The organism is Kitasatospora sp. NPDC034533, from assembly GCF_055575155.1.
This window is the reverse complement of the sequence record NZ_JBVITE010000026.1, coordinates 40,100-64,704: the sequence shown is the minus strand read 5'-3', so window position 1 is coordinate 64,704 and position 24,605 is coordinate 40,100. Positions and strand designations below refer to the sequence as shown.

At 73.3% G+C, this 24,605-nt stretch carries 25 protein-coding genes; 11 read left to right on the top strand and 14 right to left on the bottom strand.

Annotated elements, in window-relative coordinates; genetic code table 11:
• Nucleotides 1–80: 80 nt before the first annotated feature.
• Both ACZ55U_RS19640 and ACZ55U_RS19635 read right to left on the bottom strand, forming a co-directional pair.
• Nucleotides 81–956: a hypothetical protein gene (locus ACZ55U_RS19640; RefSeq protein WP_465527400.1), complete on the bottom strand. Its 876-nt coding sequence runs from the start codon at nt 954–956 to the stop codon at nt 81–83.
• A gap of 160 nt (nt 957–1,116) precedes the next feature.
• A complete protein-coding gene (locus ACZ55U_RS19635; protein ID WP_465527399.1) occupies nt 1,117–1,476 on the bottom strand; it encodes a beta/gamma crystallin domain-containing protein in 360 nt (119 codons plus the stop codon).
• Between the two features lie 246 nt (nt 1,477–1,722).
• Here ACZ55U_RS19635 and ACZ55U_RS19630 point away from each other — a divergent pair, with 246 nt between their 5' ends.
• Together ACZ55U_RS19630 and ACZ55U_RS19625 are read left to right on the top strand one after the other, a co-directional pair.
• On the top strand, nt 1,723–2,298 hold the full coding sequence (locus ACZ55U_RS19630) for a helix-turn-helix domain-containing protein (RefSeq protein WP_465527398.1): 576 nt from the start codon (nt 1,723–1,725) through the stop codon (nt 2,296–2,298).
• 181 nt (nt 2,299–2,479) lie between these two features.
• Complete coding sequence (locus tag ACZ55U_RS19625; protein ID WP_465527397.1) at nt 2,480–3,787, top strand: M18 family aminopeptidase; 1,308 nt, start codon at nt 2,480–2,482, stop codon at nt 3,785–3,787.
• Between the two features lie 60 nt (nt 3,788–3,847).
• Here the strand turns inward: ACZ55U_RS19625 and ACZ55U_RS19620 are convergent, their stop codons facing one another.
• On the bottom strand, nt 3,848–5,677 hold the full coding sequence (locus ACZ55U_RS19620; RefSeq protein WP_465527396.1) for an NHL domain-containing thioredoxin family protein: 1,830 nt from the start codon (nt 5,675–5,677) through the stop codon (nt 3,848–3,850).
• Nucleotides 5,678–5,806: 129 nt separating this feature from the next.
• Nucleotides 5,807–6,358, bottom strand: coding sequence for a GNAT family N-acetyltransferase (locus tag ACZ55U_RS19615; RefSeq protein ID WP_465527395.1), 552 nt, complete (start codon nt 6,356–6,358; stop codon nt 5,807–5,809).
• 263 nt (nt 6,359–6,621) lie between these two features.
• Here ACZ55U_RS19615 and ACZ55U_RS19610 point away from each other — a divergent pair, with 263 nt between their 5' ends.
• Together ACZ55U_RS19610 and ACZ55U_RS19605 are read left to right on the top strand one after the other, a co-directional pair.
• A complete protein-coding gene (locus ACZ55U_RS19610; RefSeq protein WP_465527394.1) occupies nt 6,622–7,110 on the top strand; it encodes an LURP-one-related/scramblase family protein in 489 nt (162 codons plus the stop codon).
• A gap of 134 nt (nt 7,111–7,244) precedes the next feature.
• Nucleotides 7,245–7,667, top strand: a complete 423-nt coding sequence (locus ACZ55U_RS19605; RefSeq protein WP_465527393.1) for a DUF350 domain-containing protein — start codon at nt 7,245–7,247, stop codon at nt 7,665–7,667.
• A gap of 93 nt (nt 7,668–7,760) precedes the next feature.
• On the opposite strand, the gene ACZ55U_RS19600 is transcribed toward ACZ55U_RS19605, so the two are convergent.
• A complete protein-coding gene (locus tag ACZ55U_RS19600) occupies nt 7,761–8,111 on the bottom strand; it encodes a winged helix-turn-helix transcriptional regulator (RefSeq protein WP_465527392.1) in 351 nt (116 codons plus the stop codon).
• Nucleotides 8,112–8,216: 105 nt separating this feature from the next.
• Here ACZ55U_RS19600 and ACZ55U_RS19595 point away from each other — a divergent pair, with 105 nt between their 5' ends.
• Both ACZ55U_RS19595 and ACZ55U_RS19590 read left to right on the top strand, forming a co-directional pair.
• Nucleotides 8,217–9,107: an NAD(P)-dependent oxidoreductase gene (locus ACZ55U_RS19595; RefSeq protein ID WP_465527391.1), complete on the top strand. Its 891-nt coding sequence runs from the start codon at nt 8,217–8,219 to the stop codon at nt 9,105–9,107.
• 61 nt (nt 9,108–9,168) lie between these two features.
• Nucleotides 9,169–9,738 carry a GNAT family N-acetyltransferase gene (locus ACZ55U_RS19590; protein WP_465527390.1) on the top strand — a complete coding sequence of 190 codons (570 nt, stop codon included), beginning with the start codon at nt 9,169–9,171 and terminating at the stop codon, nt 9,736–9,738.
• A gap of 184 nt (nt 9,739–9,922) precedes the next feature.
• On the opposite strand, the gene ACZ55U_RS19585 is transcribed toward ACZ55U_RS19590, so the two are convergent.
• The gene (locus ACZ55U_RS19585) at nt 9,923–10,978 is read right to left on the bottom strand and encodes an aldo/keto reductase (RefSeq protein ID WP_465527389.1); all 1,056 of its coding nucleotides are present in this window, start codon (nt 10,976–10,978) and stop codon (nt 9,923–9,925) included.
• A gap of 203 nt (nt 10,979–11,181) precedes the next feature.
• On the opposite strand from ACZ55U_RS19585, the gene ACZ55U_RS19580 reads away from it, so the two are divergent.
• Both ACZ55U_RS19580 and ACZ55U_RS19575 read left to right on the top strand, forming a co-directional pair.
• Nucleotides 11,182–12,243 carry an NAD(P)/FAD-dependent oxidoreductase gene (locus ACZ55U_RS19580; protein ID WP_465527388.1) on the top strand — a complete coding sequence of 354 codons (1,062 nt, stop codon included), beginning with the start codon at nt 11,182–11,184 and terminating at the stop codon, nt 12,241–12,243.
• Between the two features lie 38 nt (nt 12,244–12,281).
• A complete protein-coding gene (locus ACZ55U_RS19575; RefSeq protein WP_465527387.1) occupies nt 12,282–13,193 on the top strand; it encodes a methyltransferase domain-containing protein in 912 nt (303 codons plus the stop codon).
• Nucleotides 13,194–13,326: 133 nt separating this feature from the next.
• Here ACZ55U_RS19575 and ACZ55U_RS19570 read toward each other — a convergent pair whose 3' ends face one another.
• Entirely contained in the window at nt 13,327–14,166 is an 840-nt protein-coding gene (locus ACZ55U_RS19570; protein ID WP_465527386.1) for an alpha/beta fold hydrolase, read from the bottom strand.
• A 99-nt stretch (nt 14,167–14,265) separates the two neighbouring features.
• Between ACZ55U_RS19570 and cutA the strand changes: the two genes are divergently transcribed.
• Entirely contained in the window at nt 14,266–14,670 is a 405-nt protein-coding gene (cutA, locus tag ACZ55U_RS19565; protein WP_465527385.1) for a divalent-cation tolerance protein CutA, read from the top strand.
• Nucleotides 14,671–14,739: 69 nt separating this feature from the next.
• Here the strand turns inward: cutA and ACZ55U_RS19560 are convergent, their stop codons facing one another.
• Complete coding sequence (locus tag ACZ55U_RS19560; protein ID WP_465527384.1) at nt 14,740–15,390, bottom strand: LuxR C-terminal-related transcriptional regulator; 651 nt, start codon at nt 15,388–15,390, stop codon at nt 14,740–14,742.
• Entirely contained in the window at nt 15,354–16,688 is a 1,335-nt protein-coding gene (locus tag ACZ55U_RS19555) for a sensor histidine kinase (protein WP_465527383.1), read from the bottom strand. Before ACZ55U_RS19555 ends, ACZ55U_RS19560 begins: the two co-directional genes overlap by 37 nt.
• A 250-nt stretch (nt 16,689–16,938) precedes the next feature.
• Here ACZ55U_RS19555 and ACZ55U_RS19550 point away from each other — a divergent pair, with 250 nt between their 5' ends.
• Nucleotides 16,939–19,050 (top strand): serine hydrolase domain-containing protein, encoded by a 2,112-nt coding sequence (locus ACZ55U_RS19550; RefSeq protein ID WP_465527382.1) that lies wholly within the window; start codon nt 16,939–16,941, stop codon nt 19,048–19,050.
• Nucleotides 19,051–19,103: 53 nt separating this feature from the next.
• Here the strand turns inward: ACZ55U_RS19550 and metG are convergent, their stop codons facing one another.
• The 3 genes from metG to ACZ55U_RS19535 all read right to left on the bottom strand — a co-directional run bounded on the left by metG (nt 19,104) and on the right by ACZ55U_RS19535 (nt 21,995).
• The gene (gene metG / locus ACZ55U_RS19545; RefSeq protein ID WP_465527381.1) at nt 19,104–20,837 is read right to left on the bottom strand and encodes a methionine--tRNA ligase; all 1,734 of its coding nucleotides are present in this window, start codon (nt 20,835–20,837) and stop codon (nt 19,104–19,106) included.
• Between the two features lie 112 nt (nt 20,838–20,949).
• The gene (locus ACZ55U_RS19540; protein WP_380694067.1) at nt 20,950–21,150 is read right to left on the bottom strand and encodes a DUF397 domain-containing protein; all 201 of its coding nucleotides are present in this window, start codon (nt 21,148–21,150) and stop codon (nt 20,950–20,952) included.
• A complete protein-coding gene (locus tag ACZ55U_RS19535; RefSeq protein WP_465527380.1) occupies nt 21,147–21,995 on the bottom strand; it encodes a helix-turn-helix domain-containing protein in 849 nt (282 codons plus the stop codon). Before ACZ55U_RS19535 ends, ACZ55U_RS19540 begins: the two co-directional genes overlap by 4 nt.
• 288 nt (nt 21,996–22,283) lie before the next feature.
• On the opposite strand from ACZ55U_RS19535, the gene ACZ55U_RS19530 reads away from it, so the two are divergent.
• Complete coding sequence (locus ACZ55U_RS19530; RefSeq protein WP_465527379.1) at nt 22,284–22,439, top strand: hypothetical protein; 156 nt, start codon at nt 22,284–22,286, stop codon at nt 22,437–22,439.
• Between the two features lie 24 nt (nt 22,440–22,463).
• Here the strand turns inward: ACZ55U_RS19530 and ACZ55U_RS19525 are convergent, their stop codons facing one another.
• The gene (locus ACZ55U_RS19525) at nt 22,464–23,066 is read right to left on the bottom strand and encodes a GNAT family N-acetyltransferase (protein WP_465527378.1); all 603 of its coding nucleotides are present in this window, start codon (nt 23,064–23,066) and stop codon (nt 22,464–22,466) included.
• A 130-nt stretch (nt 23,067–23,196) separates the two neighbouring features.
• Entirely contained in the window at nt 23,197–24,480 is a 1,284-nt protein-coding gene (locus tag ACZ55U_RS19520) for an adenylosuccinate synthase (protein ID WP_465527377.1), read from the bottom strand.
• Between the last annotated feature and the right edge of the window lie 125 nt (nt 24,481–24,605).

The following is a 24,605-nucleotide window of genomic DNA, read 5'->3' as shown; positions in this document are numbered from 1 at the left end:
CTCCCCGATGGCGCTCCCCTGGGGAGAGCATGACCAATCGGATGTCGGTGGGGCGTAAGCGGGTTGGGAGCGGTCGGTCGTCATCCGTGGGAGCCGGCGACGATCTCGGCGGCCTTCCTGATCCGGTCGTCCAGCTGTTGCCGGTAGGCGGCGAGCTTCGCCGAGTTCGCTTCCACGTACTGCTTGGCATAGGCGTTCTGGACCGACACGATGACCCCCACCGTGTTGTTCGCGATCTTGCAGTCGACGTCGGCCGTGGCGGTCGCGACCTGGTCGGCACTCGCCTGGGGGACCTCCGTCGGCCGGCGCCACTTGGCGTCCAGGTTGGCGGCCACCGGGTCCTTGTAGCTGAACCCCTTGTCCTGCATGCACTTCGACCAGGTGGCGTAGGCCTCGACGATCCGGGGGTCCGTCGCGGGCGTCTTCGGTCCGCCGTCGGGAAGCGCCGCGTCGGTCATCATCAGCGGGACGCCGACCTTGTCCCGGCCGACCTGGCGGCAGCCGCCCTGCGGGACGTCCTTGCCGTTGATCTTCGGCGGGGTCGGCTGGCCTTCCGGCCCCGATCCGGTCAGCGCGAACTCCTCCTCGGCGGACAGCGGTGCGGCGCCGACCGGGGCGGGGGGAGTGGCGCTGACCATGTTGTCGTAGCCGTTCGACTGGTGGCCGGCGGCGTCGAAGTAGCCGTAGAGCGCGCTGTGCGTCAGCCGGCGGCGCGCCGCGTCATCCAGTCCGATCTGTATGGTCGGCCTTCCCGAGAAGCCGAAGCCGCGCATGCACTCGTCGGCGACGGCGTCCTGGGCCTGCGCGACCTGGCGGGCCTCGGCGGCGGTCGGGACGTAGCTGTCGGTGGGCATGGTGATCTGTTCCGGATCCGTGATCGTGACGACGGACGCGAGCGGAGGGGGCGCCGGGGTGTCGTCCTTCTTCGCCGAGCCGCAGGCGGACAACGGGGCCAACACGCTCACGAGAGCGGCCGCCACGAGCACCGTTCGACTCCGGTTCTGCACCACGATGTCCTCCGCACGCTGTTCCGGGATGCTGTGCCAGTTACCGGTGGTGGACCGGTCGCACCGGGTCCACCACCGGCAATTCTCCACTGTGCTCAGGGAGTTGGTGTCATCGGCCGACGATGTTGATCCACTTCACATCGACCTTGGGGCTGAACGCCTGCCACCCGCCGTTCTGGAGGTGGGACTCGTAGATGGCGTTGTTGGCGGCGCTGTACCAGTCGAAGTACGACTCGTTGTTGCCCGAGTCGACCTCGTAGACCTGGGTGATGTTCACGTTGACCGAGCCGTTGCCGGCGAAGCAGACCTTCGGCGGGTAGTTCCACAACGTGAAGAAGTCGCTGCGGGAGTTGCAGGTGGAGGTGTCGACCCGGTCAATGGCGGCGGCCGGCCCGGCGGCTGCCAGAGTGCCGACGAGTGCGGCGCTCCCGGCGATCGCGAGGGCGGCAACGCGCTTGCGTAGTGCCATGATTGGAGAGCTCCTTCGGTCGTGCCACTGGGTGGTTGGTTACCTGTGCGGTGGTGCGATGGAGCGCGTGACGCGTCGGCCTCGCCCGGCATGGCGAGGCCGACGTGTGCGATGTGCCAGACGTTTCGCACGGGATGAATCCTTGCTGGAGCGGGGCGTCGCGAACAGGAATTTGGACCGGAACTTCCCTTCGCCGCAGGCCACTTGACCGCCGATGTCTCGGCATGTGGGACGCCGCGGAGTGCTATGTCCGCAAACGATCCCGATGTCTGGGTGATTCACGCCATATCGATGGTGAGTGCCGGGACGGCTACTTATGGTGAGTCCTGGGCTTCATCGGTCCGGGGGGATGGGATGGGTCGGCGACCGGAGTGCTTCGGAAGCGTGCTGCGCGACTTGCGGGAGAGGGTGGGGCTGACCCAGGAGGGGCTTGCGGAACGGACCCGGCTCAGCGTGCGGGCGATCGGAAACCTGGAGCGGGGCCGGGCACGCCCGCGGGCGGAGTCCCTGCGACGGATCGTGCGGGCCCTGAGGGCCGAGGGGCAGGACCGGGCCGCCCTGATCGCGGCAGCCGGGCTGCGGGTGCCGGGACCGGAACCGGAGGAGGGCGGGCTACTGAAGGACTCCGAGGCGCTGCTCGTGTTCGAGGTCCTGGGCGGGGCGGACACCGGGAGCTGGGAGCCGGAGGTGCGCGCGGCGTTGCTGAGGGCGTGCGCCGGGTCGCCGGAGGCGGTGCGGGTGGTGGCGACGGTCCTGGCGACCGTGCCGGCGCTGCCCCTGGGGGAGCTGGTGCGACGGCTGGAGTGTGCCGGGGCGCGCTGAACGCCGGGGGAAAGGCGGCGGGAGCGGGCGGGGAACGCTCTGGTGGGGAGGGGTGGACACGGTTGTGTCCTGGTTGCGCATCGGATGGGACGTTCCGAGTGCCCTGTCCGTGTACCGGCATATGCTCGGGTGCGAAGCCGCTCCCCATCCGGCTTCGGCCCTCACTCGACCCAGGAGCAGCATGTCGACCGCCGCCCGCCAGGCATTCTTCGACCGGACGCACAGCGACGATCTGATCGCGTTCCTCGGCACCTCGCCGTCCCCGTACCACGCGGTGGCGAGCGCCGCCGAGCGGCTGGAGAAGGCGGGCTTCCGGCAGGTCGCCGAGACGGACGCGTGGGACGGCGCGGCCGGCGGGCGCTACCTGATCCGCGGCGGCGCGCTGATCGCCTGGTACCTGCCGGAGGGGGCGGGCCCCGAGACCCCGTTCCGGATCGTCGGCACCCACACCGACTCGCCGAACCTGCGGGTCAAGCCGGTGCCGGACACCGGCTCGGAGGGCTGGCGGCAGGTCGCGGTGGAGATCTACGGCGGCGTCCCGCTGAACACCTGGCTGGACCGCGACCTCGGCCTCTCCGGCCGGCTCGCGCTCAAGGACGGCACCTCCCGGCTGGTCCAGCTGGACGAGCCGCTGCTGCGCGTGCCGCAGCTGGCCATCCACCTGGACCGCCAGGTCAACGAAGGCATGAAGCTCGACAAGCAGCGCCACCTCACCCCGATCTGGGGCCTGGGCCCGGTCGACGAGGGCTCGCTGATCTCCTACGTCGCCCGGCGGGCCGGCCTGGACACCGCCGACGTGGCCGGCTGGGACCTCATGACCCACGACGTCCAGCCCGCCTCCTACCTGGGCCGCGACCGCGAGCTGCTGGCCGCCCCGCGCCTGGACAATCTGCTCTCGGTGCACGCGGCCACCGCCGCCCTCGCCGCCGTCGGCACCGGCGAGGGCGCCGCCCACCTGCCGTACATCCCGGTGCTGGCCGCCTTCGACCACGAGGAGACGGGCAGCGAGTCCGACACCGGCGCGCAGAGCCCGCTGCTCGGCAACGTGCTGGACCGGACGATCCACGCGCGCGGCGGCCACACCGAGGACCGGGCCCGGGCGCTCGCCGGCACCGTGTGCCTGTCCTCGGACATGGGCCACGCCGTCCACCCGAACTACAGCGAGCGGCACGAGCCGGGCCACCACCCGATGCCCAACGGCGGGCCGATCCTCAAGGTCAACGTCAACAACCGCTACGCGACCGACGGCGTCGGCCGGGCGGTGTTCGCGGCCGCCTGCGAGAAGGCGGGCGTGCCGTGGCAGACCTTCGTGTCCAACAACGCCATGCCCTGCGGTACGACGATCGGCCCGATCACGGCGGCGCGGCTGGGCATCAAGACGGTGGACTGCGGCATCGCGGCGCTGTCCATGCACTCGGCGCGCGAGCTGTGCGGCGCGGAGGACCCGCACCTGCTGGCGAGCGCGATCAAGGCCTTCCTGGAGGGCTGAGGACGGTGGCGGACGGGGCCCGGCGAACCTTCGCCGGGCCCCGTCGCGTTCCGGCTCGCCTCACTCCATCCCGGCGAGGACCAGCGGGAGGCGGCGGGCGCCGTCGGCGACCAGCTTCACCGGCACGCCCCAGTCCTGCTGGTGCACGTGGCAGGCCGGGTACTCGATCTCCGGGTCGTCGTCGCAGGAGGCGGCCATCGCCGAGACGTGCAGCACGCCCTCGGCGACCTCGTCGGAGAGCACCAGCTCGCGGGAGAGGTCGCTGTCCGCGCCCGCGCCGGAGACCAGCAGCTCGGGCGGGGTCGCGCTGACCAGCAGCCGGGTGGACGGGCCGTAGCGCTCGTCCAGCTTCTGGCCGTTCGGCGCCTCGAAGACCACGTCCAGCCGGAAGGAGCCCGGGGCGACCTCGGTGGCCGCGCGCTGGGTGCGGTGCGCCACCGCCTCGACCCGTACGGCCTCCTCGGGCAGCCGCAGCCTGGTCAGCCGGTGCCGGGCCGACTCGACCACCACGATGTCGCCGTCCACCAGCACCGCCCCGGAGGGCTCGCGCAGGTCGGTGGCCAGCGTGCTGACCTCGCCGCTCGCCGGGTCGTAGCGGCGCAGCGCGTGGTTGTAGGTGTCGGCGACGGCCACCGAGCCGTCCGGCAGCACGGTGACGCCCAGCGGGTGCTGGAACAGGGCCTGCCCGGCGGCGCCGTCGCGGTGGCCGAAGTCGAACAGGCCGGTGCCGACGGCGGTCTCGACCGTCTTGGTTTCACGTGAAACCGAACGCAGCGCCGAGGTCTCGGAGTCGGCGACCCAGAGCCGCTCGCCGTCCGCCGAGACCGCGAGGCCGGACGGCTGGGCGAACCAGGCCTCGGCGGCGGGCCCGTCCACCAGGCCCTCGTTGGTGGTGCCGGCCGCGACCGCGACCGTGCCGGCCGCCGGGTCGTACGACCACAGCTGGTGCACGCCGGCCATCGCGATCCACACCCGGCCGTCGAACCAGGCGACGTCCCACGGCGAGGACAGGTCCACCTCGCGGGCCGGGCCCTCGGTGGCCGAGCCCTGCCACCACTGGCGGCCGGTGCCGGCCAGGGTGGTCACGCTGCCGTCGGCGAGGCGGACGCCGCGCAGGGCGTGGTTGACGGTGTCGGCGACGATCACGTCGTACTCGTGGCCCTGCGGCAGCAGCGCGAGGCCCTGCGGCTCGCTGAACCGCGGGCCGATGCCGTCCGAGCCGTCGCCGTCCACCAGGCCGCGCCGGCCGTCGCCGATCCGGCGCACCACCGTCTCGCCGTCCTCGGCCAGCTCGACCAGCGAGTGGTGGCCGGAGTCGGCGACCAGGAAGTGGCCGTTCGGCAGCCGGACCGCCTTGCCGGGGAACGCGAGGTCCCCGGCGCTCGCCTCGGGCGCCACGTACGGGCCGTCGCCGCGGCGCAGCGTGCCCTTCGCGGCGTGCTCGGCCTCCAGCTCCTCGACCAGCCGGGCCAGCGCGTGGGCGTGCCCCTCCCCGGCGTGCTGGGCGACCACGTACCCCTCCGGGTCGATCACCACCAGCGTCGGCCAGGCCCGTACGGCGTACTGCTTCCAGGTGGCCAGCGCCGGGTCGTCCAGCACCGGGTGGTGCACCTCGTAGCGGGCCACGGCGTCGACCACGGCCTGGTGGTCGGCCTCGTGCACGAACTTCGGCGAGTGCACCCCGACGATCACCACGGTGTCGCGGTGCTTCTCCTCCAACTCCCGCAGCTCGTCCAGGACGTGCAGGCAGTTGATGCAGCAGAAGGTCCAGAAGTCCAGGATGGTGATCTTGCCCCGGAAGTCGGCGAGCGCGAGCTCCTTGCCGCCGGTGTTCAGCCAACCGCCTGCCCCGACCAGCTCGGGGGCGCGTACACGTGCACGAGATGCCATGCCTGTATCCAACCGCATGGCCGGCGGGAGGAATTCCTGAGCGGGATCGGTCGGGCGGGGGGGGGGCCGGTCGGGCGGGGGTCCGGTCAGCCGTCGGTCCGGGGTGGTGGCGGGCGGCGCGCCCGGAGGTCAGGCCGTGGCGGGCCGGGAGGGGGCGGGCCGGGAGGGGGCGGGCCGGGTGAGGTCGGCGTGCCAGCGGGTCTCGCCGTCCCGGGTGTGGGCGGTGGGGCGCAGGCCGAGGGCGCGGGCGATCCCGGCGGAGGCGCGGTGGTCGGCGTGTATGTGGGCGACGGCCGTGGTGACGCCGGCGGCGGTGAGGTGGGCGAGCAGGGTGCGGGCGGCCTCGGTGGCCAGACCGCGGCGCCGCCAGGGGGTGCCGACCACCCAGGCGAGTTCGGCGGCCTCGGGGCGGACGGTGGTCTGCACGTAGCCGATGAGGGCGCCGTCGGCGCGCAGCCGCAGCACCCAGTTGCCCCACGCCTCGGCCGGGTCGGGGGAGCCGGCGGCGAGCCGGGCGCAGCGGGCGCGCATCTCCTCGGCGGTGGCCGGGCGGCCGCCGGTGAAGGCGTGCAGGGCGGGGTCGGCGAGGGCGGCGGCCAGCTCGTCGGCGTGCGCGGGGGCGATCGGCAGCAGGTCGAGGCGTTCGCCGCGCAGCTCGGCGGTGGTGAGGTCGGGGCGCATGGCGGTATTGAAGGCGAATCGGGGGCCGCCACGCGACGGGTTTCCCGCCGGTGCTTCCTGCGGCCGGGAACTCGGGGTCGAATGGGCGGCGTCACAGGCATCGACGGACGTCGACGGACGTCGAGAGACATGTCGACGGACGTCGAGAGACATGGAGAGACGTCGAGAGACGTCAACGGACGCGACAGACGTCAACGAGCAGTGACAGACGGCGTCAGACATCGACCGGCGTCGACGGGCGCCGACACGGAGGAGGTCCCACGGTGCGGTATCTGGTCAGGGAGAAGCTGTTCGCGGTCGGCGACGACTACTGGATCGAGGACGACCGCGGCCACAAGGCGTACCTGGTGGACGGCAAGGTCCTGCGGCTGCGGCACACCTTCGAGCTGAAGGACGCGCACGGGCGGGTGGTCGCGGTGGTGAAGGAGAAGATGCTCACCGTCCGCGACGCGATGAAGATCGAGGACGCCGACGGCGAGGTGGTCGCGACCGTCCGGGAGAAGCTGTTCACCCCCTTCCGGGACAAGTACCTGGTGGAGCTGGCCTCCGGCGGCGAGCTGAAGATCCACGGCAACCTGATCGACAAGGACTACCGGATCGAGAACCACCACGGCGACGACCTGGCCCGGATCAGCCGCAAGTGGTTCCGGGTCCGGGACACCTACGGGGTGGAGATCGCCGACGGTGCGGACACCGGTCTGCTGCTGGCCGTGGCGGCCTGCGTCGACCACCTGGTGCAGGAGGAGGACTGACCGTCCCCGGTTCACCGATCCCGGTCCGCCCCTCACCGGGGTGGGGTATCTTTGCCAACCCTTGACCCTGCCGGTCGGGGGCCCCGGCCGACCGGTCGGGGGAGGACGAGAGCGGGCCGGGGGCCGGGACCACGATGGACGACATTCTGCACGGACTCGGCGCGGCGGCGGCCTACGGCGCCCTCGGCGTGGTGCTGCTGCTCCTCGGCATCGGCCTGGTGGACCTGCTGACGCCCGGCAAGCTCAGCGAGCAGATCTGGGTCGAACGCAACCGCAACGCCGCCGTCCTGCTCAGCTCCGCGCTGCTCGGCATCGGCGGCATCGTCTTCACCGCGATCCTGTACACCTACGCCGACTTCGGCAAGGGGCTGGTCTCGACGGCCTGTTACGGCCTGCTCGGGCTGGTGCTGATGGCCGTCGCGTTCTGGCTGGTGGACGTGCTGACGCCGGGCAGGCTCGGCGCGATCCTGGTCGAGCCGGAGCCGCACCCGGCGGTGTGGGTGTCGGCCGCGTGCAACATCGCGGTGGCGGCGGTGGTGTCGGCCGCGATCGCCTGACGCGTCGCCCGCGACCTCCCTGGGACCCGCGCGCCGGGTGAGGCCCCCGCCGTCCCGTCGCCCGCTACGCCGGGTGAGGCCCAGTGTCGCCCGCTACGCCGCCGGGTACGGGGCCTTGCCCAGGACGTGCTCCCGCCCCCAGTCGCCCAGCGGCCCCAGCGCCGTGTTGAGGCGCCGCCCCGCCTCCGTCAGCGCGTACTCGACCCGGGGCGGCACCTCGTCGTACGCCTCCCGGTGCACGATGCCGTCCGCCTCCAGCTCGCGCAGGTGCGTGGTCAGGACCTTCTCGGTGATCCCCGGGAGCAGCCGGCGCAGCTCGCCGAAGCGGCAGCTCGGGCGCTCGCCGAGGGCCCAGAGGATCGACACCTTCCACTTGCCGCCGATCACGTCCATCGCGGCGTCGGTCCCGCAGACGTACGCCCCCGGCCTCGGCACGGTCGCCATGCCCACCCCTCCCGGCCTTCCGACCTCGATGCTCACCCCAGGGTAACCACCCACTTCCAAGTGCGTACTTGATCGTTTCCGCGCGGACGGCGGAGGCTGAACGCCATGGCAACCAACCCCGTTGAGAACACCTCCCGGACCCCGCTCACCCTGCTCGGCCTCGGTGCGATGGGCACCGCGCTGGCCGACGCCTGGCTCGCCGCCGGGCACCCGCTGACCGTCTGGAACCGCACCGCCGCCCGCGCCGACGGCCTCGCCGCCCGTGGCGCCGCCGTCGCCGCCACCGCCGCGGACGCCGTCGCGGCGAACCGGCTGGTCGTCGTCTGCCTGCTCGACGACGCCTCCGTGGAGGAGGCGCTGGACGGCGTCGACCTGGCCGGCAAGGACCTCGTCAACCTGGTCACCAGCACCCCCGGCCAGGCCCGGGTCCGTGCCGCCCGGGCCGAGGAGCGCGGCGCCCGCTACCTGGACGGCGGGATCATGGCCGTCCCGCCGATGATCGGCGTCCCGGAGGCCGGGGCGTACGTGTTCTACAGCGGCTCGGCCGAACTGTTCGAGGAGCACGAGGGCACCCTCGCCGTCCCGGCCGGCACCCGGTACGTGGGCGCGGACGCCGGGCACGCGGCGCTGCACGACGTGGCGCTGCTCAGCGCGATGTACGGGATGTTCGCCGGGGCCGCCCACGCCTTCGCGCTGTTCCGCGACGAGTCCGTGGCACCGAGCCGGCTGGCGCCGCTGCTGGAGAGCTGGCTGACCGCGATGTCCGGCTCGGTGGCGGGCACGGCGGCGCAGCTGGAGGCCGGCGACTACACCAAGGGGGTGGTGTCGAACCTGGCGATGCAGGTGGCCGGCCAGGAAACGCTGCGGCGCACCGCCGAGGAGCAGCGGGTGAGTGCCGAACTGCTGGAGCCATACTTCCGGTTGATGGCGCGTCGGCTGGAGATCGGCAGCGGCGCGGAGGACCTGTCCGGGGTCGTCGACCTGCTGCGGCGCTGAGGGCGGGCGGGCAAGCCGCCGACCTGCTGCGACGGCGGGGGCGGGCCGGTAACGTACCGGCATGGCAGACCTCGAAGAACGCGCCACCGTCGTCGCGTCCGACTCACGGCAGGCCGGGGCGGAGGTGGTGGTCCGACCGCGCCGCGCCGACGACCTCGCCGACTGCGTCCGGGTGTTGGGCGACGTCCACGCCGCCGACGGCTACCCCGCCGAGTGGCCCGACCACCCCGCCGCCTGGCTCACCCCGGACGGCCTGCTCGCCGCCTGGATCGCCGAGTCGGACGGGCGGCTCGCCGGGCACGTCGGCCTCACCCGCCGCGCCCCGGGCGATCTCGCCCCCGGCCTGTGGAGCCACCGCACCGGCGGCCCCCCGGAACTCACCGCCGTCATCGCCCGCTTCTACGTCGCCCCGACGGCGCGCGGTCGGCTCATCGGCGCCCGACTGATGTCCTGCGCCGTGGCGCACGCGCGGGCGCTCGGACTGCATCCCGTGCTGGACGTCCTGGCCACCGACACCGCCGCCCTGGCCCTCTACCGCCGGCTCGGCTGGACCCACCTCGGCAGTGACGACCAGCGGTGGGCCTCCGGCCGCACCGTCACCGTCCACTGCTTCGCCGCCCCCAGGGGGTGATCCGGCCCCGCCCGGCCGCACCGGCCGGGCGGGGGGACCACACCGCGACGACCTCGACCCCTTGCTCCAGGCCGACGACGTCGTCCGTGTCCCGCGTCCCGCGCGTGTCCCGCGTCCCGCGCCGCGAAGTACCGCGCCGCGAAGCACCGAGCCACGCCGCTCAAAGGTGGCCGACGCCCCGGGCTCAGGCCGCGGAGCGGTCCTCCTCCGGCCGGCGGCGGAGGGCGGGGGTGGTGAGGGCCGGGGGCTGCCAGGCGCCGTCGGCCCGGTAGAGGTCGGTGCCGGGCGGGACGATCTCGTCGATGCGGTCGAGGGTGGCGTCGTCCAGGGCCAGGTCGGCTGCCTTGAGGGCGGATTCGAGCTGTGCCATGGTGCGCGGGCCGATGATCACCGAGGTGACGGCCGGGTGGGCCAGGGGGAAGGCGGTGGCCAGCTCGGGGAGGGTGCGGCCGAGTTCCTCGGCGAGGGCGGTGAGCGCCTCGACGGCCTCCAGCTTGGCGGCCGTGGTGGGCAGTTCCGGGTCGAAGCGGCCCGGGTTGAGGGCGGCCCGCCCCCGGCCGAGGTCGACCGGCACGCCCTTGCGGTAGCGGCCGGTCAGGAAGCCGCCGGCCAGCGGGCCCCAGGTCAGCGCGCCCATGCCGAGCCGCTGGACGACCGGCAGCACGTCCCGCTCCACGCCCCGGGCGAGCAGCGAGTACGGCGGCTGCTCGGTGCGGAAGCGCGGCAGCGCGCGGCGCTCGGCGACGTGGTGGGCGTCCACGATCTGGTCGGCGGGGAAGGTGGAGCAGCCGAAGGCGAGGATCTTGCCGGCCCGGACGAGGTCGCCGAGGACGGCGAGGGTCTCCTCGATGTCCGTGGTGTGGTCCGGCCGGTGGATCTGGTAGAGGTCGATCCGGTCGGTGCGCAGCCGGCGCAGGCTCTCCTCGACCTCCCGGACGAGCCAGCGCCGTCCGTTGCCGCCCCGGTTGCGGCCCTCGCCCATCGGGAAGTGCGCCTTGGTGGCGAGCACGATGTCGTCGCGGTCGCCGCGCGCGGCCAGCGCCTTGCCGACGATCTCCTCGGACTCACCGGCCGAGTAGATGTCGGCGGTGTCGATGAAGTTGACGCCCCGGTCGATCGCGGTGCCGATGATCCGGGCGCAGTCGTCGTGGTCGGGGTTGCCGATGGCGCCGAACATCATCGTGCCGAGGCAGTAGGTGCTCACCTCGATGCCGGTGCCGCCGAGGACGCGGTAGCGCATGGTGCTTCTCCCCCTGGTGGTGGGTCAGTGGCGGATCAGAGACTAGGAGTTGGAGTGCGCTCCAAGGCAAGGGGTGTCGCTCGCCGTGGTCGGTGGAGCCGGCTCCCCGTGCCGGGGAGAGCTGCCGGGTGGTTTGCTGGGACGGCAACAAAGCTTGCCGATCCGGTGAGGGCGGCCGCAGCCTGGCGGTGGAGGTGAGCGCCATGGGCGAGACGGTACGGACGACGGCCGGGAGCAGGGGCGGCGAGCGCTACGACGCGGTGGTGGTCGGCGCCGGAGCGGCGGGGCTGAACGCCGCGCTGGTGCTGGGCCGGGCCCGGCGCCGGGTCGCGGTGGTGGACGCGGGCGAGCCGCGCAACGCGCCCGCCGCCCACATGCACGGCTACCTGAGCCGGGACGGCATGCCCCCGGCCGCCCTGCTGGCGGTCGGGCGGGAGGAGGTCACCCGGTACGGGGTGGACCTGATCGACGCCCGGGTCGAGCACATCGAGGCCGCTGGGAGCGCTGGGAGCGCCGAGAGCGTCGAGAGTGCACTGCGCGCAGGGGTCACAGGGAGCACAGGGAGCGCCGACCGGCCCGCCGCGGGCTTCGTGGTCCACCTGGCCGGCGGCCCGGTGCTGCACGCCCGCCGGGTGGTCGTGGCCACCGGGCTGCGCGACGGGCTCCCGGAACTGCCCGGCCTGGCCGAGCGGTGGGGCAAGGACGTGCTGCACTGCCCGTACTGCCACGGCTGGGAGGTCCGCGACCGGCCGCTCGGCGTGCTCGGCACCGCGCCGGGGTCGGTCGACCAGGCGTTGCTGCTGCGGAAGTGGTCGGCGGACGTGGTGCTGCTCGCGCACGCCCTCGCGCTGACCGACGCCGAGCGGGAGCGGCTCGCCGCCCGGCACGTCCGGGTGGTCGAGGGCCGGATCGTCCGTCTGGTGTCGGAGGACGGGCGGCTGTGCGGCGTCGAGCTCGCGAACGGGCAGGTGGTGCCGCGCGAGGCGGTGTTCGTCCTCCCGCGGCCGGTGCCCCGGGACGCCCTGCTCTTCGGCCTCGACTGCGAGCGTGACGACAACGGCTGGGTCACCACCGACCGGACCGGCCGCACCAGCCTCCCGGGCGTCTGGGCGGTCGGCAACGTCGCCGACCCGCGCGCCCAGGTGGTCACCGCCGCCGGGATGGGCTCGGTGGCGGCCATCGCGCTCGACCACGACCTCGTGGCGGAGGAGATCGACCGGGCGGTCGAGCGGTACCGCGCGTCCGGCGCGGCCCTGCCCGCCTGAACGGGAAGCTTTCGTCAACCCACGATCGGAGAATCCGGATGTCAGCGAACCAGCACCACAATCACTCCCACTCCCACTCCCACGACCACAGCCACGGCCACGGCCACGGGCACGTTCCCGCCGCCGACCTCGACTGGGACGCCCTCGCCGCCTACCTGGAGCTGGAGGCGGACCTGCGGGCCGGCGCCATCACCGAGGCCGCCCGCTGGCTGGCCGGCCTCCACCGGGAGGGCGAGGTGCGGCGGGTCCTGGACGTCGGCAGCGGACCCGGTGTGATCGCCGGACTGCTGGCGGAGGTCTTCCCGGCGGCCGAGGTGGTGGCCGTCGACCAGTCGGCCGCCCTGCTGGAGCGTGCCCGGACCCGCTCGGGCGGCCGGCTCGGCACCCAACAGGCCGACCTGCCCGCCGAGTTCGACAAGCTCGGCGAGGCCGACCTGATCTGGTCCGGCAACGCCATCCACCACCTGGGCGACCAGCAGGCCGCGCTCACCTCGCTCGCCGGAGCGCTGCGCCCCGGCGGACTGCTCGCGGTCGCCGAACGCGGCCTGCCGGCCCGCTACCTGCCGCGCGACTTCGGCCTCGGCCGGCCCGGGCTCCAGGCCCGGATGGACGCCGCCCACGAGGACGGCTTCAGCGCCATGCGGGCCGAACTGCCGGGCAGCACCCGGGAGATCGAGGACTGGCCGGCCATGCTCGGGCGGGCCGGACTGACCCCCACCGGCACCCGCACCTTCCTGGTCGACCACCCCGCTCCGCTGGCCGGACCCATCCGGGGCTACCTGCACACCCAGCTGACCCGTCTGCGCGACCAGCTCGCCGAGCAGCTCGACGAACAGGACCGGGCCGCGCTGGAGGCCCTGCTCGACGAGGAGGCCCCCACCGGCATCCTGCACCGCCCGGACGCCTTCTACCTCTCCGCGATGACCGTCCACACGGCCCGCCGGGACTGACCCGGACGCCGGGCCCCGGCCCGCCGGGACTGGCCCGGACGCCGGGCCCCGGCCCGCCGGGACTGGCCCGGACGCCGGGCCCCGGCCCGCCGGGACTGGCCAGGACGCTCCGCCCCGGCCCGCCGCCGCCCGGTCAGGAAGCGAGGAAGCCGGCCACCACCCGGCGGAAGGCGGCCGGGTCGTCCAGCCACGGGTAGTGGCCGGCGGCGGGCTGGACGGCGGCATGGGCGCGGCGGAACAGCGCTGCCGTGGCGCGGACCGCCCCGGGGCGCGGGCTGGGGTCGTACTCGCCGGCCAACAGCAGTGCTGTGGAACGGAGTTCGGCGACGGCGGCGCGGACGGCGGCGGGCTCGTAGCCGCCGTCGTGGTACGCGGCGGCGGCCTCCGGGTGGCTCTGGGCGTCGCGGGTGGCCTCGTGGGCCCGGGCGGCGTCGTTCCAGTCGCCGTGGAAGAGCGGCGCCAGGGCGTCGGGGTCGGCGGCGCCGCCGGCGACGGCGGTGCGGACGGCGGCCAGGGCGGCCGGGTACCACTCCTCCGCGCCGCAGCCGCGGGCCTCGGCCGCCTCGCGGAAGTGCTCCTCGGTGGTGGTGGCGCCGAACATCCTCAGGCTGGGCGTGACCAGCACCAGCCGCCCGGTGCTCCCGGGGTGCCGCAGGGCGTACAGGACCGCGAGCGAGCAGCCCGCGGAGTGGGCGAGGACGTCCACCCGGTCCAGCCCGAGGTGCGCCCGGAACGCCTCGACGTCCGCCACCTGCCGGTCCACCCGGTAGCTCGCCGGATCGGCCGGACGCCCCGACCGGCCCGTTCCGCGCAGGTCGAGGACGTACAGGGTGTGCTGCGCCGAGAGGCCGCCGAGGTCACCGAGGTACTCGGCGTCGCGCATCGCGCCGCCGGCGAGGACGATCAGCGGGGCCCCCTCGCCGAGGACGCGGTAGCCGAGCCGGGTGCCGTCGTGGCCGGTGAAGGTCGTCATCGCCCGATCGTGGCAACTCCGGGCGCGCCGGGCAACGGGAATACGGACCGGGCCGTCGCCAGGGCCGGTCCCCCGCCCGGCTCCGGGTACCGTCGTGGCATGACAGCGAGCGAGCGGCGTTTCGTCGTGGTGACCACCACCCACGAGAGCGAGGAGCGGGCCCGGGCCCTGGCGTCCGCCGTGGTGCGGGAGCGGCTGGCGGCCTGCGCCCAGGTGTACCCGGTGCGGTCGGTGTACTGGTGGGACGGCGGGGTGCAGGACGCCGAGGAGTGGCGGATCGACCTCAAGACCCGCGCCGAACTGGCCGGCCGGCTGGGCGCGTTCGTGGCGGAGCGGCACTCCTACGAGACGCCCGAGGTGATCACCGTGCCGGTGACGGGAGGCAGCCCGGACTACCTGGCCTGGGTGGCCGCCGAGACCGCCGAGACGACCGAGACCACCGAGACGACCGAGACGACCGAGACCGCCGAGGCCGCCGGCCACGAGCGGAACGCGGCGCGGTAGCGCCGGGCGGACTCGAAGCGGGCTCAGTGGCTCAAGGCGGGCTCAGCAGCTCAAGGCGGGCTCAGCAGCTCAAGGCGCGACCTCCAGGAAGGCCAGCACCGCCAGCACCCGCCGGTGGTCCTCCTCCGAGGGCGGCAGGTCGAGCTTGAGGAAGATGTTGGCAGTGTGCTTCTTCACCGCCCGCTCGGTGATCACCATCCGCTCGGCGATCGCCGCGTTGGAGCGGCCCTCGGCCATCAGCTCCAGCACCTCGCGCTCGCGCGGCGTCAGCCGGTCCAGCGGCTTGTTGCGCTCGGTGTTGCCGACCAGCATGGCGATCACCTTCGGGTCCAGCGCGGTGCCGCCGGCCGCCACCCGCCGGACCGTCTCGGTGAACTCGTCGGGGTCGAAGACCCGGTCCTTCAGCAGGTAGCCGATCGCACCGCTGCCGTCGGCGAGCAACTCCTTGGCGTAGAGCTGCTCGACGTACTGGGAGAGCACCAGCACCGGCAGCCCGGGTATCCGCTTGCGAGCCGCCAGCGCCGCCTGGAGGCCCTCGTCGGTGAAGGTCGGGGGCAACCGCACGTCGACGACGGCCACGTCCGGGCGCTCGGTGAGCAGGGCGTCCAGGAGGGCCGGTCCGGTGTCCACCGCGGCCACGACCTCGAAGTCGTAGGCCTCCAGCATCCGGACCAGCCCGTCCCTCAGGAGGAAGAGGTCCTCGGCGAGGACAACTCGCACGGCAGCTCCATCGTCAGGGTCGTGGGGCCGCCGAGCGGGCTGCGGACGGCCAGGACGCCGTCGAAGGTAGCAAGCCGCCGTTCCAGCCCGCGCAGTCCGGTGCCGCGCGAGGGATCGGCGCCGCCCCTGCCGTCATCGCTGACCTGCGCTTTCAGCATCCCGTCCGCGTACCAGAGTTGGACGTCGACCCGGTCGGCCCCCGCGTGCTTGGCGGCGTTGGTCAGGGCCTCGGAGACGGCGAAGTAGAGGGCGGACTCGACCGGCGCCTCGGGACGGCCGGGCAGGTCGGCGGTGACCGTCGCGTTCAGCGGGCTGTCCATGGCCAGCGCCCGGACGGCGTCGGCCAGTCCGCGGTCGGCGAGGACCGGCGGGTGGATGCCGCGGACCAGGTCCCGCAGCTCGTCGAGGGCGGTGGCGGAGGCCTGCCGGGTCTCGGCCAGCAGCCGCTTGGCGGCCTGCGGGTCCCGCTCGACCAGCCGCTCGGCGACGCCCAGGTTCATCCCCATGGCCACCAGCCGGGCCTGCGCCCCGTCGTGCAGGTCCCGTTCGATCCGGCGCAGTTCGGCGGCCTGGGTGGTGATCGCGTCGCGCCGGGTCTCGGTCAGGTGGACGACCTTGCGCCGGGCGGCCAGCGCCTCGGCGCGGGCGGTCGGGCCGAGCAGCACGTCGGCCAACGCGGTGTGGAAGCGCAGCGCGCCGGGGGCGATCGCCAGGCCGGCCAGCAGGGTCGGTACGGCGAGCAGGACGGCGAGCCGGGCGCTGCCCGGGTCCGTCACGTGCACCCACCAGTACCAGGTGTTGCCGCCGGCCGAGGCGATCGGCTCCCACAGCCAGGGCTGGAGCAGGCCGAAGAGGCCGAAGGCGACCAGGGCCGCGGGGAACAGCGCCACGGTGAAGCCGATCAGCGGGTCGACCACCAGCCACAGCAGGTCCCGCCAGGTGGCCGGGTCCCCCAGCAGGGCCTGGCAGCGCGGCCAGAGGCCCTTGAGGCCCGGCTCGGTGGCCGGCTTCGGCCGGTACGGCTCGCGGATCGTGACGCCGGACCAGCGGGCGGCCAGCGTGCGGCGGCGGTTGGCCAGCGCCCGGAGGGCGAAGGCGGTCGGCGCCACCAACGGGACACCGAGGCCCAGGCCCAGCAGGGCGGCGGTCGTGCTGGCGGCGCAGAGCACCAGGAACTGCGGCACCGCGAACCCGGCCAGCGCCACGGTCCGCAGCAGGTCCCGGGCGGCGCGGCGCAGCCGGTCGGGCGGGGTGCCCGCGGCGCCCCGGACTCCCTTGTCAACGCGTCCCGTTGTCACTGTGCGCCCCCTTCGTGGTCGGCCTCGCGGCCGTCGTCTCCACCCCTGTGCCCCCAGACTGCCGTACTCCGGTGCCCCGCTCACTGGGCCCTGGACCCCTCTGTGCGGTACCTGGGTACACCCCCCGATCGACGTCCAGGGGCCCTGCCCCGGCCCACCGCTCCCGGCCTAGCGTTCGAGGTGTCCGGAAGCGGCCGTGAGCGGAGCGCCGGATCCATCCCAACCACCGCGATGATCACGGGAGTTCGCCATGCCCAGGCGTTTCGCCGCCCGCCGTCCGCTGGTCCGCCTGATCCTGGCGGTGGCCGCGATCGGCCTCCTCCTCTACGGCCTCACCCCGGCGCACGGCGCCGAACCGGCCTCCGGGCGTGCCGCCGAACCGGTCCCTGGACATGCCGCCGAACCGGCCTCCGGGCGTGCCGCCGAACCGGCCTCCGGGCGTGCCGCGCAGGCCTCCGGGAGCGGTACGCCGGCCGCCCCGCCCGACCCGGGGGCGGTCCGGGGGCTGTTCGACGAGCTGGTGCCGAAGCTGCTCGCCGAACACCGGATCCCCGGTGCCGCCGTGACGGTGGTGGCCGGCGGCCGGGAGGTCTTCTCCGGCGGCTACGGCGTCTCCGACGTGCGGACGAACAAGCCCGTCGATCCGGCGGGGACCGCCTTCTTCATGGGCTCCGACGCCAAGGTGTTCACCGCGGTCGCCGTCCTCCAGCAGGTCGGCGCGGGAAAGCTGGACCTGGGCACGGACGTCAACCACTACCTGACCGCCTTCAAGGTCCGGGACAGCTACCCGGGCCGCCCGGTCACCGTCGAGAACCTGCTCACCCACACGGCCGGCTTCGACGACAGCTTCCTGGGCCTCGCCCGGTCCGAGCCCCGCGGCATCGACGCCCTCGGGGCCTCGCTCGCCGCCCACCAGCCGGACCGGGTCCGCGCCCCCGGCACCGCCGCCGCGTACGACAACTACGGTGTGGCGCTGGCCGGTTACCTGGTCGAGGTGGTCTCCGGGCAGCCCTTCGACCGGTACGTCGCCGAGCACGTCCTGCGGCCCCTCGGAATGGACCGCACCACCTTCAGTCAGCCCCACCCCGCCCCGGTCGACGCCGACCTCGCCCACGGCTACCGCCCGGATGGCGGCGGTCAGACCGAGACCAGGGGCCTCTACGGCCCGTGGACCCCCACCGGCGCCGCCGCCGTCACCACCGCCGGGGACATGGCCCGGCTGCTGTCCGCCCTGCTCGGCCAGGGCCGCACCCCGGACGGCCGGCAGCTCCTCGACCCGGCGTCCGCCGCCCGGCTGCTCGCCCGCCACTACGGCCCCGACCCCCGCCTGCCCGGCATGGCCTACCTGCTGGAGCAGCGCGCCCACGGCACCGAGCAGCTGCTGGTCAAGGACGGCGACGTGCCCGGCTTCCACAGCAACCTGGCCCTGCTGCCCCAGCGCGGCATCGGCCTCTACGTGACCCTCAACGGCGACGGCACCGACGCCTCCGGCGGCTGGGCCACCCAGCAGGTGCTCGACGCCTTCCTCGACCGGTTCCTCCCGGCGGCTGCCCCGGCTGCCCCGGCCGCCCCGATCACCGGCGGCCTGGACCTCTACACCGGCGACTACCGCTCCACCCGCACCAGCCACACCGACCTCACCAAGGCCGCCGCCCTGATGGCCTCCCTGCACGTCACCGCCGCGCACGGCCGGCTCACCGTCACCGGCCCCGTCACCCGCGACCCGGAGGCGGCCGAGACGCACTGGGAGCAGCTCGAACCCGGGCTGTTCCGGCAGGTCGGGGGAACGGCGCGGATCGCCTTCCGGAAGGGCGCCGACGGCACCCTCACGCTGCTCGGCGACGGCGATCCGACCGTCGCCTACCAGCGGCTCTCCTGGTACCAGGCCCCCGGCCCGCACCGGCTCGTCGCCGCCGGAAGCCTCGCCGTGCTGGCCCTGACCCTGCTCGGCTGGCCGCTGACCGCGGCCGTCCGCCTGGTGCGCCGCCGGGGCCGTCCCGGCCGGCCCGCCGCCCGGCTGCTGGGCCGGCCCGCCGTCCGGCTGCTGGGCTGGGCCACCGGGGCGCTGCTGATCGCCGCCGCCGGCTGCTTCGCCGCGCTGACGGCGGACGCCGCCGCGCTCAACCAGACGCTGTTCCTGGGCGACTCCCCGTTGCTGACGGCGGTCCCGGCGCTGGTCGTGGCGGCCCTGGTGCTCGCCCCGGCGCTGGTGGTCTGCACCGCGCTGGCCTGGCGCGGACGCTGGTGGACGCTGTTCGGGCGGCTGCACTACACCGGGCTGACGCTGGCGGTGCTGCTCCTGCTGGTCCTCGCCGGGGGCTACGACCTCGCCGGGGCGGGCGCGCTGGACCTGATCGGCTGAGCGGCGGCACGACGGCGGTGGGGCCGGGGGTGAACCCCAGCCCCACCGGCCGCTCAGTCCGCCGAGCCGCCGAAACGCTCCGTCCAGGCCGCCAGGTCCTCGTCCGTGATCTTCGCGAACAGCACCGGCGGCACCGTGAACGCCGTCCCGGCCGGCACCAGGTCCAGCGCCCGCGCCCGTTCCGGGCCGACCCAGTCGAGGGTGGCCCCCGGCGCGTCCGCAGGCAGCGCGAAGGCCGCGCGCATCGCCGCCGCCGCGGTCGGGATGAACGGCTCGGAGACCACCGCGTACAGCCGGATCAGGTTCATCGCCGTGCGCAGGGTCAGCGCCGCCGCGTCCGGGTCGGTCTTCACCTGGAGCCAGGGCGCCTTCTCGTCGAGGTACGCGTTGCCGGCGCTCCACAGCGTGCGCAGCGCCTGCGCCGCCTTGCGGAAGCTGAGGGCGTCCAACTGGGCCTCGTACTCGGAGAGGAGGCCCGCGACCTGCTCGCCGAGGCGCCGCTCGGGCTCGCCCACCGGGTGGCCGCCCGGGACCTCGTCGCCGAAGCGCTTGCGGCTGAAGGAGAGCACCCGGTTGACGAAGTTGCCGAGGGTGTCGGCGAGGTCCTTGTTGACCACCGAGGCGAACAGGTCCCAGGTGAAGCTGGAGTCGTCCGACTCGGGGGCGTGCGCCATCAGGAAGTAGCGCCAGTAGTCGGCGGGCAGCAGCTCCAGTGCGACGTCGGTGAAGACACCGCGCCGCTGGCTGGTGGAGAACTTCCCGCCGTAGTACGTCAGCCAGTTGAAGGCCTTGACGTAGTCGACCTTCTTCCACGGGCGGCGCGAGCCGAGCAGGGTGGCCGGGAACATCACGGTGTGGAACGGGACGTTGTCCTTGGCCATGAACTCGGTGTACCGGACGCTCTCGTCGACGTCGTACCACCAGGACGCCCAGTCTCTCGGCTGCCCGGCCGGAGCCGCGTCCGCCCACTCCTTGGTGGCGCCGATGTACTCGATCGGGGCGTCGAACCAGACGTAGAACACCTTTCCCTCGGCGGCCAGTTCGGGCCACACGTCGGCCGGCACCGGGACGCCCCACTCCAGGTCGCGGGTGATCGAGCGGTCCTGGAGGCCCTCGGTGAGCCACTTGCGGGCGATCGAGGAGGCCAGCACCGGCCAGTCGTCGCCGTGGGCGGCGATCCAGCCCTCGACCTCCTCGGTGAGCCTCGACTGGAGCAGGAACAGGTGCCTGGTCTCCCGGACCTCCAGGTCGGAGCTGCCGCTGATGGCCGAGCGCGGCTCCAGCAGGTCGGTCGGGTCCAGCACCCGGGTGCAGTTCTCGCACTGGTCGCCGCGCGCCTTGTCGTAGCCGCAGTGCGGGCAGGTGCCGACGATGTAGCGGTCCGGCAGGAAGCGGCCGTCGGCGTTGGAGTACACCTGGCGGACGGCGCGCTCCTCGATGAAGCCGTTGCGCTGGAGCTCTCGGGCGATCTCCTGGGTGATCTCCCGGTTCTGCGGGGAGGAGCTGCGGCCGAAGTGGTCGAAGGAGAGCCCGAAGCCGTCGTACACCGCCTTCTGTGCCGCGTGTGCCCGGGCGCAGAACTCGGCGACCGGCAACCCGGCCTCCTGGGCGGCCAGTTCGGCGGGGGTGCCGTGCTCGTCGGTGGCGCAGACGAAGAGCACCTCGTGGCCGCGGCGGCGCAGGTAGCGGGCGTAGACGTCCGCCGGGAGCATCGACCCGACCATGTTGCCCAGGTGCTTGATCCCGTTGATGTACGGAAGGGCGCTGGTGATCAGGTGCCGAGCCATCCTCGGATGCTCCGATTTCTCCCGCACGCGCACCCCACCCGGAGGGCCGTGCCAGGCGCAGGGGTCACTGTGGGCTGCCAGCCTAGCGCCGTGGGAAGGGTGGGGCCGGACGTCAGGGCCGGGTGAAGTCGCCGTAGCCGTCGAACTCCCCGGACTTCACCCCGCGGACGAAGGCGGCCCACTTGCGCGGCGTGGTGCGCACGACGACCTCGGGCCGGTCCGACTCGCGGATCTCCACCAGCTCGCCCGCCGCCCGGACTTCGACGCAGTCGGTGCTCTCCCCGCTGGCCGTCGCCTTGCGCCAGGTACTCATGCGAAGTCTTTCAGCAGGGCGCGGATGAAGTCCCTGGACTCGTCCGTCCCGAGTGCGATCCTCGCGGTCTCCTCCTTGATCCGGCGGTAGGAGGCCAGTTCGGCCTGGGTGTGTACGAACTTCGGTCCGTGGGAGAGGTCGATCTGGACGGTGTCGAGCTCCGGGACCGGTCCGCGGGCGAGGTAGAGGCTCTCCCCGGAGCCGGTGTAGGTGGGCACGCTGAACGGGATCACCCGGATCTCCACCCCGGGCCGCTCGGAGTTCTCCAGCAGGCTCCGCAGCTGGTCGCGCAGCACGTCCGGACCGCCGAACTGCATGCGCAGCGCCGACTCGTGGAGGAACGCGCTGTACGGCTTCGGCTGGTCGACGAAGATCTGCTGGCGCCGGATCCGGAACGCCTTCCGGACGTCCGCCTCCTGCCGGTACTGCGGGGGGAGCCGTTCGAAGACCGCGGCGGCGTACTCCGGGGTCTGGAGCAGGCCGGGGATGAAGGTGCTGTTGAGGATGGACAGGGAGGACGCGTGGTGTTCCATCTCCGCGATGTCGATGATCGCGTTCGGCAGCCGGCCGCGGAAGCCGTCCCACCAGTACTTGCGCCGGTCCTGCGTCATCGCCAGCAGCGCGTCCAGGTACGGGCCTTCCTCGCAGTCGCAGGTGCGGGCCCAGATCCGGAGCCGCTCGGCGCTGATGCCCGACTTGCCGTTCTCCATCTGGGAGATCTTGGGCAGGTCGGTGCCGATGGTGGCGGCCAGGCTCTTGGGCGTGACGCCCACTCGTTCGCGCATCCTGCGCAACTCGATCCCGAGGCGCTGCTGGCGCACGGTCGGCGACAAGCGGGGTGGCATGACTCTCTTCTCCGGGTCGCGGCTGCGTCGATGCTTCCGGTGAAGTGTGCCGCGCACACCCGGCCCTAGCTACCCAAACCGGGGATACCCCACGATGGAGTGAACGTCTTCCTGCTCGGTAGCAACTCTGGCACCTTGACCCTATGGTCGTCCGTGTCACTCGCTGACATGTTGTTGTCTAAACAGTCGTCAGACGCATGGTCGTGACACCCGAAATCACCGACCGGAGACAGCCATGCCCCTCCCCACGCCTCTCCGCCTCCCCCGCCACCGCGTTCCCGCGTCCCGGTGAACACCCTCCTCGTCGCCGTGCTCTCGGCGCTCCTGCTCGCCGTCCTCTTCGTCGGCTGGCTGGTCTGGCTGGTGAACATCCAGGCCTGTGAACCCCGCCCCGCCAAACCCGAGTTCGCCACCGGCCGTCCGGCCCCGGGCGAGCGTACGTAGCCCCGCCCGGCGTCCGCCCCCGCCTCAGCCCCGGGTGAGCCGTTCCGTCAGGCGGGACTTGGCGGCCGGCCACTCGTCGGCGAGCATCGAGAAGTAGGCGCTGTCGCGCCAGGTGCCGTCGGGGCGCAGGCGGTGGCGGCGGTGGGTGCCCTCGTACTGGGCGCCCAGGCGCTGGATGGCGGTGCGGGAGCGCTCGTTGCGGGCGTCGGTCTTCCAGAAGACGCGGCCCATGCCGAGGTCCTCGAAGGCGTGGGTGAGCAGCAGCAGCTTGGCCTCGGTGTTGACGGCCGTGCGCCAGACCGAGCGGGCGTACCAGGTGCCGCCGATCTCCAGGAACTCGTCCCGGGCGCTGAAGTCGTGGTAGCCGGTAACCCCGACGGCCCGGCCGCTGCCGAGGTCGACGGCGGCGAAGTTCACCGATCCGCCGGCGGCCTCCTCCGCGACGCGGGCGTCGAGGATCGCGCCGAACTCCTGCTCCGAGGCGGGCGGCAGGTGCATGGTCCAGCGCCAGACCTCGGGCTCGGAGCCGACGGTGGCCCAGAGGTCGGCGAGGTGGCGGCGCTCCAGCGGCTCCAGGCGGATGTGGCGGCCGGGGAGGGTGACGGGGGAGGGGAGCTTCGCGGTCATGATCCGAACGTATCCCCACTTCGCACTAGATGCAATCGATATCTGCACTAGTGCAAAACTTCCGAACGGGGAACGCGAAGGGCCCCGCGGGACGGATCCCGCGGGGCCCTCGAAGCGCTGGGGCTCCGGCTCAGAGGAACGAGTTGATCTGGATCGTCTCGTCGCGGCCCGGGCCGACGCCGATGGCCGAGATCGGCGCGCCCGACATCTCCTCCAGCGCCTTCACGTACGCCTGGGCGTTCTTCGGCAGCTCGGCGAAGGTCTTCGCCTTGCTGATGTCCTCGCTCCAGCCCGGCAGCGTCTCGTAGACCGGCTTGGCGTGGTGGAAGTCCGACTGGTTGTAGGGGAGTTCCTCGACCCGCTTGCCGTCGATCTCGTACGCGACGCAGACCGGGATCCGCTCCCAGCCGGTCAGCACGTCGAGCTTGGTGAGGAAGAAGTCGGTGAGGCCGTTGACCCGGGTCGCGTAGCGCGCGATGACGGCGTCGAACCAGCCGCAGCGGCGGTCACGGCCGGTGGTGACACCGCGCTCGCCGCCGATCCGGCGCAGCGCCTCGCCGTCCTCGTCCAGCAGCTCGGTCGGGAACGGGCCGGAGCCGACGCGGGTGGTGTAGGCCTTGAGGATGCCGATGACCCGGTCGATCTTGGTCGGGCCGATGCCGGCGCCGGTGCAGGCGCCGCCCGCGGTCGGGTTCGACGAGGTCACGAAGGGGTACGTGCCGTGGTCGACGTCGAGCAGGGTGCCCTGGCCGCCCTCCAGCAGCACGACCTTGTCCGCCTTCAGCGCCTCGTCCAGGACGAGGGTGGTGTCGGCGAGGAACGGCTTGATCTGCTTCGCGTAGCCCAGGTACTCCTCGACCACCAGGTCGGCCGGGATGGTGCGGCGGTTGTAGAGCTTGACCAGGATCTGGTTCTTGTCGTGCAGCGCCGCCTCGATCTTCTGGCGCAGGATCGACTCGTCGAACAGGTCCTGGACCCGGATGCCGACGCGGTTGATCTTGTCCGCGTAGGTCGGGCCGATGCCGCGGCCGGTGGTGCCGATCCGGCGCTTGCCGAGGAAGCGCTCGGTGACCTTGTCCAGGGTCCGGTGGTACGGGGTGATCAGGTGGGCGTTGCCCGAGATCAGCAGCTTCGAGGTGTCGATGCCGCGGTCGTTCAGGCCGGCCAGCTCGGAGAGCAGCACGGCCGGGTCGATCACGACGCCGTTGCCGATCACCGGCGTCACGTTCGGGCTGAGGATTCCGGAAGGGAGCAGGTGCAGGGCGTACTTCTGGTCGCCGATGACCACCGTGTGACCGGCGTTGTTGCCGCCCTGGTAGCGGACCACGTAGTCGACGGAGCCACCGAGGAGGTCGGTGGCCTTCCCCTTGCCCTCGTCTCCCCACTGAGCGCCAACGAGCACGAGTGCCGGCACAGGCGTACACCCCTTCCGGTTGGGGCATCCTGCGTAGGCCGCAGTCTGCCCCGAGATAGACGAAGCCCCTGGCGCAATGGCGCAAGGGGCTCTTGCACCGAGAGATTACCTGAGGAAGGACCGGT

Bases quoted from the DNA above. Each gene is read 5' to 3' on its own strand.
- ACZ55U_RS19635 (WP_465527399.1), bottom strand. From the start codon at position 1,476: ATGGCACTACGCAAGCGCGTTGCCGCCCTCGCGATCGCCGGGAGCGCC.
- ACZ55U_RS19630 (WP_465527398.1), top strand. From the start codon at position 1,723: ATGTCCGCAAACGATCCCGATGTCTGGGTGATTCACGCCATATCGATG.
- ACZ55U_RS19625 (WP_465527397.1), top strand. From the start codon at position 2,480: ATGTCGACCGCCGCCCGCCAGGCATTCTTCGACCGGACGCACAGCGAC.
- ACZ55U_RS19620 (WP_465527396.1), bottom strand. From the start codon at position 5,677: ATGGCATCTCGTGCACGTGTACGCGCCCCCGAGCTGGTCGGGGCAGGC.
- ACZ55U_RS19615 (WP_465527395.1), bottom strand. From the start codon at position 6,358: ATGCGCCCCGACCTCACCACCGCCGAGCTGCGCGGCGAACGCCTCGAC.
- ACZ55U_RS19605 (WP_465527393.1), top strand. From the start codon at position 7,245: ATGGACGACATTCTGCACGGACTCGGCGCGGCGGCGGCCTACGGCGCC.
- ACZ55U_RS19600 (WP_465527392.1), bottom strand. From the start codon at position 8,111: ATGGCGACCGTGCCGAGGCCGGGGGCGTACGTCTGCGGGACCGACGCC.
- ACZ55U_RS19595 (WP_465527391.1), top strand. From the start codon at position 8,217: ATGGCAACCAACCCCGTTGAGAACACCTCCCGGACCCCGCTCACCCTG.
- ACZ55U_RS19590 (WP_465527390.1), top strand. From the start codon at position 9,169: ATGGCAGACCTCGAAGAACGCGCCACCGTCGTCGCGTCCGACTCACGG.
- ACZ55U_RS19585 (WP_465527389.1), bottom strand. From the start codon at position 10,978: ATGCGCTACCGCGTCCTCGGCGGCACCGGCATCGAGGTGAGCACCTAC.
- ACZ55U_RS19580 (WP_465527388.1), top strand. From the start codon at position 11,182: ATGGGCGAGACGGTACGGACGACGGCCGGGAGCAGGGGCGGCGAGCGC.
- ACZ55U_RS19575 (WP_465527387.1), top strand. From the start codon at position 12,282: ATGTCAGCGAACCAGCACCACAATCACTCCCACTCCCACTCCCACGAC.
- ACZ55U_RS19570 (WP_465527386.1), bottom strand. From the start codon at position 14,166: ATGACGACCTTCACCGGCCACGACGGCACCCGGCTCGGCTACCGCGTC.
- cutA (WP_465527385.1), top strand. From the start codon at position 14,266: ATGACAGCGAGCGAGCGGCGTTTCGTCGTGGTGACCACCACCCACGAG.
- ACZ55U_RS19550 (WP_465527382.1), top strand. From the start codon at position 16,939: ATGCCCAGGCGTTTCGCCGCCCGCCGTCCGCTGGTCCGCCTGATCCTG.
- metG (WP_465527381.1), bottom strand. From the start codon at position 20,837: ATGGCTCGGCACCTGATCACCAGCGCCCTTCCGTACATCAACGGGATC.
- ACZ55U_RS19540 (WP_380694067.1), bottom strand. From the start codon at position 21,150: ATGAGTACCTGGCGCAAGGCGACGGCCAGCGGGGAGAGCACCGACTGC.
- ACZ55U_RS19535 (WP_465527380.1), bottom strand. From the start codon at position 21,995: ATGCCACCCCGCTTGTCGCCGACCGTGCGCCAGCAGCGCCTCGGGATC.
- ACZ55U_RS19525 (WP_465527378.1), bottom strand. From the start codon at position 23,066: ATGACCGCGAAGCTCCCCTCCCCCGTCACCCTCCCCGGCCGCCACATC.